The organism is Kutzneria sp. 744 (genome assembly GCF_000568255.1).
GTDB lineage: Bacteria > Actinomycetota > Actinomycetes > Mycobacteriales > Pseudonocardiaceae > Kutzneria.
Genome location: NZ_KK037166.1, coordinates 4,818,538 through 4,826,263 on the forward strand (window position 1 = coordinate 4,818,538; position 7,726 = coordinate 4,826,263).

Sequence of the window (7,726 nt, forward strand, 5' to 3'; positions counted from 1 at the left end):
GCCTCAGTGTCTTCCCGGCGGGAAACTCGTCCCACAGGGTGGACAGGCCCTCACTGGCCGTTCTGGCCGCCGGGCGTGCCCTGGGGGTTGGGCCAGGCGTTGGGCCGGCACACCTTGCCGTCCTTGGTGACCGCCGTCCGGTTGGACGGGTCGGCCTGGTTGAGCTGCCACACGTAGTCGTCGGACACGCCGAAGGTCTGCTGCATCATCACCGGCGCCAGCCCGCCCTCGGCGCCGCAGCCCACGTGGGGGTTGCCGAACACGTGGCCGACCTCGTGGTTGATGGCGTACTCGCGGTACAGGCCGATGTCGCCGTTGAACGCCATCGCGCCGCGGATCCAGCGGGCCAGGTTGATCACGACCCGGTTGTAGTTCGGGTTCCAGCAGGAGGCCTCGTACTGGATCTGGTAGCCGCACATGTCCGGCCGGTGGTCGGTGTTGGGCGTGGTCAGGCTGACGATGAAGTCCGGCTTCTTGAACTCCGGGCCGACCCGCTGCAGCGAGATCGAGCCGCTGCCGACCCAGCTGCGCGGGTCGGACAGGATGTTCTCCACCGTCTTGGCGAACGCGTCGTCGCCGCCGTAGGCCGCCTGGTCGATGCCGTCCTCGACGGCGATCGCGTAGTGGTACAGCTTCGAGCCGCCGCCGACCTTCTGGCCGCTGCCCGCCACCAGGCGCCAGGTGCCGCTGCCGGCCTGCGGGAACGCGTCGCCCTGCGGCAGCACGGCGGTCCCCGTCTTCGGGTCCACCGGCACCGCTGAGTTCTCGGTCGCGGCCGGCGGGCCGCTGGTCGTCGTGACCGGGTTCTGCGCGGCCAGGCCGTCGACGCCGCTGGGGTCGGAGGAGGCCGGCGTGCGGGCCACGTTGAACACCACGAGCGCCGTGACCACCACGAGCACCGGCAGGGCATAGACCCGCCAGCCGTAGGTCGCGGCGAAGCCCTTCACGCCCTTGCGGGGCGGCTTGCCCCGGCCCGGCTCGGCCAGCTCGTCCTCGGAGCGCTCCGGCCGCCACTTGGCGGCCAGCGGCTCCGCCGCGGTGCGGCGGCCGCCGTTGCGGTAGCGCTCCTCCGGGGGGCGACGGCTGGTCGCGGGACGGATCGGCGACACGTTGCTGGGCTTCGCGGGGCTGCCCTCGCTGCCACGGCCTTCCTGTGTCGTCCGAGTCACCGACTCAGAGTGCCACATCCGTGACGGCCCGCCACGCAGGCCGGGCTCACCAGTTGCCCCGGTCCATGGCCTCCCACATGCCCAGCACGGCCCGCGCCACCGTGACCGGCCGTTCGATCTGGGCGCAGTGTCCGACGCGGGGCAGAACCAGCAGGCGACCGCGTTGCAGCAGCTGAGCGGTCCTCGGCCCCTTGCGCACGCTGACCAGTCGGTCCTGCGTGCCCCACACCACCAGGGAAGGGGCCGTGACCTTGGGCACCACCCGCCACATCGATCGATGGGCCGGGGCCAACCAAGATCGGATCAACCCGATCGTGGTGGCCGCGAGGGCCGAGGAGTAGTACGGGTTGTTGTTGCGCTCGATCGTCTCGCGCACGCCCTCGTCGATCCGGTTCTCCGGGATCACCGAGGGACGGGCGAAGCACAGGCGCAGGATCTGCAGCGACTGCTCGCGCGGCGTCATCGCGGCCAGGCGGCGGCGCACCCCCGTGCCGATGAACGGCACGAAGGCCAGCGGCATCATCGGATTGGCGCAGCGCCGCGGGTCCGGGCGCAGGTCGGGGACGGCCGGCGAGACCAGGGTCAGCGAGCGCACCAGGTCCGGGCGCTCGGCCGCGACGGCCAGCGAGATCGCGCCGCCCATCGAGTTGCCGAACAGGTGCACCGGGCCGCCCAGGCCGTCGAGGAAGCGGACCACGGTGTCGGTGTGCGTGGCCATGCTGAAGTCGTAGCCGTCCGGCGGCGGGGTGCGGCCGAAGCCCGGCAGGTCGAGGGCGATGCCGTTGACCTGGCCGGACAGCTGGCCCATCAGGTCCGTCCAGTTGGTGGACGAGCCGCCGAGGCCGTGCACGAAGACCGCCGTCGGGGCCGCCGGGTTCGGGGCCGGGGTGCGGCGGACGTGCATCGTGACGTCGCCCGAGGTCATCAGCTCGCCCGGCCACGGCGGGATCGACAGGTCCAGCGGCGGCAGCGGCGCCGTCGAGAGGGGCACGCTGGTCAGCGACTGCGTCCGCGGGCGCGCGGGCAGGGTCAGCGGGATGCCGGCTCCGAGAGGCGCGGCCGCGGATACGGTCGTCATGCCTTCATGATGCCTCGTGGACTCCCCGGGTTCACCTTCTGAGCGAGGTTGCGACACCTTCCGTACACCTGAAGCCGCAGGGAGCTCACCACAGGCCGCTACCGACGAGTAAGGTTTGGTCACCCGGCCGATCTGACTCGATCAGGGTGGGCGACGCTGGCGGGAGGCGAGATGACGGAGACGGCACAACAGGGCATCGGGCGCGGTGTGCGGCTGCCCAGGTCGGCACGACGCGCCCAGCTGCTGGCCGCCGCGCAGGACGTGTTCGTGGCCAACGGCTACCACGCCGCCGCCATGGACGAGATCGCCGAACGGGCCGGCGTCAGCAAGCCCGTGCTGTACCAGCACTTCCCCGGCAAGCTCGAGCTCTACCTCGCCCTGCTCGAGAGCCACGTCGACGCCCTGGTCGCCTCCGTCCGCCAGGCCATGGAGTCCACCACCGACAACAAGCAGCGCGTGGTGGCCGCCGTGTCCGCCTTCTACGACTTCGTCGACAACGAGGGCCAGGCCTACCGCATGGTCTTCGAGTCCGACCTCCGCGGCGAGCCCGCCGTCCAGCAGGCCATCGAGCGCGCCACCTCGGCCAGCGTCGACGCCATCACCGAGACCATCATGGCCGACGCCGCCCTCGACCGTGACCGCGCTCGCCTGCTCGCCGTCGGCCTCACCGGTTTGTCGCAGGTCACCGCCCGCTTCTGGCTCGACACCGACCGCCGCGTGCCCAAGGAGGACGCCGTCCTGCTGGCCTCCACCCTGGCCTGGCGCGGCATCGGCGGCGGCTTCCCGCTCCAGCACTGAGTTTTCGGCGCCGCCTTCGGCGTCGCGGCTCGGCCCCCGGGTAGCCGACGCCTCGCCCTTGCCGAATTTCGCCCGCCGCATCGGCTCGGGTGGGTGGGCGCGTCGGGTGGCGGCGGCCGAAATCCGGCAACCGGGCGAAGCATCGGCGGGGCCTCGCGGATGTCACCGGGAATCCGACTGCCCGAAAGTGGCAACCGAAAGGCCAGGCCCCCATAGCCTGCCCAGCACGGTGTGGGCGGCGTCTATGCACCCCAGCAACGGGAAACAGCCCCCACCGCTCCCTGGGGAGGCGTCCCCTGAGCCATCGTATCGCCGCGGATCGATGGGCGATCTTGGAACGGGGTTGCCTGTGGATAGGTCGGGGGGTGTGGATAAGCGGGAAAGGGCCGGTCAGACCAGGTGGACGACCTGCCAGAGCTTGCGGCTGGGGCCGTCGATGAGGGTGTTCTCGTCGAGGAACGACACCAGCTTGGAGCCGGCCCAGCGCAACGTCTCCTGGTAGTGGGGATTGGCCCAGGCGACGCGGCGGGCCTCGTACGGATCGAGCCCGACGGAGCGGTACACCCGGGGGTGGATCAGGGACCGGGTGACGATGTACGCGGTCCGGGCGAGCATGAAGCGGTGGTAGGCCAGCGCCGCCCGCGACAGGCCGGGAGTGCCGCGCAGGACCTCCTCCCGGGCGTAGCGGACGTGGCGGGCCTCCTCGATGACGTGGATACGGTTGACCATGCGCACGAGGGGCTGCACGGAGGAGTCGTTCATGGACTCGCGCTGGAGGGCGTCGGTGATCTCCTCGGCGACGAGGATGCCGGCGAACATGGAGGGGCCGAAGGCGATGTTCTTGAAGATGCGGCCGAGGCGCAGGGCGGTGCGGCCGGGGCCGTAGGCGGGGCAGCCGACCTTCTCGATGAGACGGGCGAACATCACGGAGTGGCGGCACTCGTCGGCGACCTCGGTGAGGGCGTACTGGGTGTGCCGCGCAAGGGGATCGGCGTCGTAGGAGTGGCGGACGAGCAGCTCCATGAGGATGACCTCGAACCAGATGCCGACGCTGGCGATGCTGGCCAGCTCGTGCTTGGTGAGCTCGATGCGCTGCTCGACGGAAAGCCCGTCCCACAAAGGGGTTCCGTAGAGGGAACAGCGGTGCGCGGGCAGGAAGTACTTGTCGGGCGCGAGGTCGGCGTCCCAGTCGATGTCGACGTCAGGGTCGTACGACCGGTCGGCTGACGACTTGAGCAGGCGCTCGGCGGTGCGCTCGCGGTCGGCGATCATGCGAGTCCTCCGATCCTGGCGGTCACTTCGAGACTGCGTTCGAGCGGGAGCATGTGCCCGGCGCCGGGATAGATCACGAGCTCGGACGAGGGCAGTTCCCCTGCTATCACACGGGAATGCCCGACGGGCGTGAGGCGGTCGGCGCCACCGGCGAGCACAAGCGTTGGGATGTCACGGAAAACGGCCAGCGCGGCGCGGCGGTCGTGGTCGCCGAGGGAGGCCCGAAAGCCGACCATGGACGCGGGATGCACGCGGGCGACCTGCTCGGCGGCCGAGGCGACGTCCTCACGTCGGGGATGCCGACCGAACAGGAGCCAGCGCAGGCCGGGCTCGGCCAGCCGGGGCTTGGCCAACAGCGCCCGGTGCTCGACCCGAGCCAGCCTGGCGTTCACGGCACCTTCGCCGCGCATGACGACCCGGGCGACAGGCGCCGGCAGGCCCAGCGTCAAAGCGTCCAGGCCGCCGGAAGACGTCGCTACGAAAGCGGCCCCGGTCACGCGAGACGCAACCAGGTCCGGGTTTCGTTCGGCCAGGGCCATCATGGTCATGCCGCCGATGGAATGCCCGGCCAGCACGACGGGACCGGTGGGAACCCGGTCGGCGATCAACTCCGCCAGGTCGTCGGCCAACTGCGCGATGGTGGCCGTGCCGAAGGGAGCGGGCGCCGAACCGCCGTGCCCGCGATGGTCGAAGCGCAGCACCCGGACGGTCCGGGACAGCGTCGACGCGACGCGGTCCCACGACGTGTGGTCCAGAGTCCAGGCGTGCACCAGGACCACAGTTGCCACAGCGTCCTCGGGACCCTCATCGACCACGTGCAACGCGGTGCCGTCCGAGGTGACGAACCGGCCGCGGGCGGCCGTGTCCCACGGCGTCACCGAACGAGGAACGACTTGCGCCACAACGACATCCCCGGGTGACCGACGAGACCCACCTCGCCGAGGAAGCTCATGATCCGCTCGCCGGCCCACTCGATGGTGTCCCGGTACTGCGGGTTGTTCAGCGCGGCCTCGGCGCCGACCTTCGGATCGATGCCGACCGAGGCGTACACCCGCGGGTTGATGATGCTGCGGCAGATGAAAAAGCCGACCAGGGCGGTGAGTTCACGCTGGTACGCCAACTCGGTGCGCCCCATGCCCGCCATGCCCCGCACGACCTCCTCCCGGGCGAACCGGACGTGCCGCGCCTCCTCCAGGACGTGGATCCGGTTGACCATGCGGACCAGCGGCTGCACCGACTCGTCCTGCATGGCCTCGCGCTGCATGCGGTCCAGCACCTCCTCGGCGACGAGGATGGAGCCGTACATCGCCGGCCCGTAGCCGATGACCGGCAGCAGCTTGCCCAGCCGGTGCACGTGGCGCCGCGGCCCGTAGGCGGGGCAGCCGATGCGCTCGACCATGCGGGCGAACATCGTCGAGTGTCGACACTCGTCGGCGACCTCGGTGAGGGCGTACTGTGCGTGCCGCGTGGTGGGGTCCGCGTTGTAGACGGCTTTGACCAGCATCTGCATCAGCAGCACCTCGAACCACAGGCCGACGCTGGCCACACTGGCCACCTCGTGCTTGGTGAGTTCGATGCGCTGCGGCACGGTCAGGCCGTCCCACAGCGCGGTGCCGTACAGCGAACTGCGGTGCTGCGGGATGAAGTACTTGTCCTCGGCCAGCGGCGCCGCCCAGTCGATGTCCACCTCGGGGTCGTAGAACTTGTCGGCCGAGGAGTTGAGCAGCCGTTCGGCGGTCTTCTCCCGGTCGGCGACCTTCAACGATCGAGCCATCGCTCCTCCGCTCGGTCCAGTCGGATTAGTGTTACCGGAAGTAACGGTAACTCTGGTAGCGTGGGTCACATGGGTCGAGCTGTCAAGAGGTCGCCGGACGGTGGGGACGCACGCCGAGAGCGGTGGCGGGCGCACCGCGAGGCCAGGCGCGAGGAGTTCGTCGACGCCACCATCCGGGCCCTGACCAAGCACGGCCCCGAGGTCGGCATGGACGAGATCGCGGCCGAGGCCGGCGTGACCAAACCCGTGCTGTACCGGCACTTCGCCGACAAGTCCGACCTGTATCTCGCGGTCGGCCAGCGCGGCACCGACCTGCTGATGAACCGGCTCAAGCCGGCCCTGGTCGACGACGGCACGCCGTACGAGCGGATCTATCGCGCGGTGGACTCCTATCTGGCCACCATCGAGGAGTTCCCGGAGCTCTACCACTTCGTCGTGCGGCGCTCGTTCACCGACAAGCCGGTCGAGACGGACATCGCCACCGAGGACAAGCGGATCATCGCCAACACGCTGGCCCGCCTGCTCGGCGACTACCTGCGGGCGTTCGACATGGACTCCGGCGGCGCCGAGCCGTGGGCGCACGCGGCGGTCGGCATGGTGCAGAGCGCGGGCGACTGGTGGCTGGAGCGGCAGTCCATGACCAGGCAGGGCCTGAGCGACTACCTGACGAAGATCATCTGGTTCGCGGTGGACGGCCTGCTGCGCTCCGGCGGCATCACCATCGACCCGCAGACGCCGCTGAGCCTGGAGGCCAACCCGCCGCTGCGGCTCGTGCCGGGCAAGACGCCGCCGGCCAAGACACAGGGAGAGACCGGGGATGACCGACGAGCACGGGGATGAGGGCTACACCGGGGATGCCGTGCTCGTGGCCGGCGACCGCGAGGTGACGGTGCGCGCGGTGCTGCGCGGCTACTTCCAGCCGATCGACGGCCGGTACCACTGGTACGGGCCGGCTCGACCCGACCAGACGGTCACCGACCTGGTCGAGGGCGGTCGCAAGGAGCGGCTGCTGTGGCACGAACGAGGGCGACCCCCAAGGCGCTGCTGTCCGACCCGGACCCGTGGCAGCGTTATTTTGGTGGGGCGGGACGTCCCGGTTTTCGTTCTTTTTTGGAGACGGCGCCGGCGCACGACTGAGCACATGGCAACGGCCCGGTCGGAGCTGCCCGACCGGGCCGTTCGCTGGGCCGGCCTTGGCGGTCGACCTAGGCGAAGCCGACCTTGCGCGCGTCGGACGCGCCGATCTCGACGTAGGAGATCCGCGTCGACGGGATGACAAAGCGGCGGCCCTTGTCGTCGACCAGCGTCAGCACGGACTGCTTGCCCGCGAACGCGTCGGCGACGAGCGCCTCGACCTCGTCCGGCGACAGGTCGCTGTTGACGAGGAGCTCCCGTGCGCTCTCGACGACGCCGATCTTGATCTCCACGCTGACCTCCGGTCTGGAACATGCTCTCGTCGACCAGGCTAGTAGAGCCGACACGCATCCCGCCCCACCGCCCCATCAGCCCACGGCGAAATGTCGCAGGACCGGCAACCACGCGAGGCCGCGCCGGCGCTTCGCCCGGTCCCCCAGCAGCTGCGAGGCCACGCCGTTGCTTCACCCGGTTCCTCCTCCCGCGAGGCCGCGCCGGTGC

Annotated in this window: 9 protein-coding genes; 3 read left to right on the plus strand and 6 right to left on the minus strand. The window is 70.5% G+C overall.

Annotated elements, in window-relative coordinates; genetic code table 11:
* Positions 1–50: 50 nt before the first annotated feature.
* Both KUTG_RS21365 and KUTG_RS21370 read right to left on the minus strand, forming a co-directional pair.
* Positions 51–1,169, minus strand: a complete 1,119-nt coding sequence (locus tag KUTG_RS21365; RefSeq protein ID WP_043730163.1) for a DUF3152 domain-containing protein — start codon at positions 1,167–1,169, stop codon at positions 51–53.
* Positions 1,170–1,215: 46 nt separating this feature from the next.
* A complete protein-coding gene (locus tag KUTG_RS21370) occupies positions 1,216–2,247 on the minus strand; it encodes an alpha/beta fold hydrolase (protein ID WP_084579629.1) in 1,032 nt (343 codons plus the stop codon).
* Between the two features lie 171 nt (positions 2,248–2,418).
* Here KUTG_RS21370 and KUTG_RS21375 point away from each other — a divergent pair, with 171 nt between their 5' ends.
* Positions 2,419–3,045 (plus strand): TetR/AcrR family transcriptional regulator, encoded by a 627-nt coding sequence (locus KUTG_RS21375; protein WP_043719031.1) that lies wholly within the window; start codon positions 2,419–2,421, stop codon positions 3,043–3,045.
* Positions 3,046–3,435: 390 nt separating this feature from the next.
* Here KUTG_RS21375 and KUTG_RS21380 read toward each other — a convergent pair whose 3' ends face one another.
* Genes KUTG_RS21380 through KUTG_RS21390 form a run of 3 tightly spaced genes read right to left on the minus strand, consistent with a single transcriptional unit; the run spans position 3,436 to position 6,091 of the window.
* Positions 3,436–4,317, minus strand: coding sequence for an AurF N-oxygenase family protein (locus tag KUTG_RS21380; RefSeq protein WP_043719032.1), 882 nt, complete (start codon positions 4,315–4,317; stop codon positions 3,436–3,438).
* Positions 4,314–5,195, minus strand: coding sequence for an alpha/beta fold hydrolase (locus KUTG_RS21385; protein WP_043719033.1), 882 nt, complete (start codon positions 5,193–5,195; stop codon positions 4,314–4,316). The genes KUTG_RS21380 and KUTG_RS21385 overlap by 4 nt, the downstream gene beginning before the upstream one ends.
* Positions 5,192–6,091, minus strand: coding sequence for an AurF N-oxygenase family protein (locus tag KUTG_RS21390; RefSeq protein WP_043719034.1), 900 nt, complete (start codon positions 6,089–6,091; stop codon positions 5,192–5,194). Before KUTG_RS21390 ends, KUTG_RS21385 begins: the two co-directional genes overlap by 4 nt.
* Positions 6,092–6,160: 69 nt before the next feature.
* Between KUTG_RS21390 and KUTG_RS21395 the strand changes: the two genes are divergently transcribed.
* The gene (locus KUTG_RS21395) at positions 6,161–6,931 is read left to right on the plus strand and encodes a TetR/AcrR family transcriptional regulator (protein ID WP_198047265.1); all 771 of its coding nucleotides are present in this window, start codon (positions 6,161–6,163) and stop codon (positions 6,929–6,931) included.
* Positions 6,909–7,367 (plus strand): DUF4873 domain-containing protein, encoded by a 459-nt coding sequence (locus tag KUTG_RS66390; RefSeq protein ID WP_157494690.1) that lies wholly within the window; start codon positions 6,909–6,911, stop codon positions 7,365–7,367. Before KUTG_RS21395 ends, KUTG_RS66390 begins: the two co-directional genes overlap by 23 nt.
* Here KUTG_RS66390 and KUTG_RS21400 read toward each other — a convergent pair.
* Positions 7,297–7,518: a DUF3107 domain-containing protein gene (locus KUTG_RS21400; RefSeq protein ID WP_043719035.1), complete on the minus strand. Its 222-nt coding sequence runs from the start codon at positions 7,516–7,518 to the stop codon at positions 7,297–7,299. The genes KUTG_RS66390 and KUTG_RS21400 overlap by 71 nt on opposite strands.
* Positions 7,519–7,726: the final 208 nt, after the last annotated feature.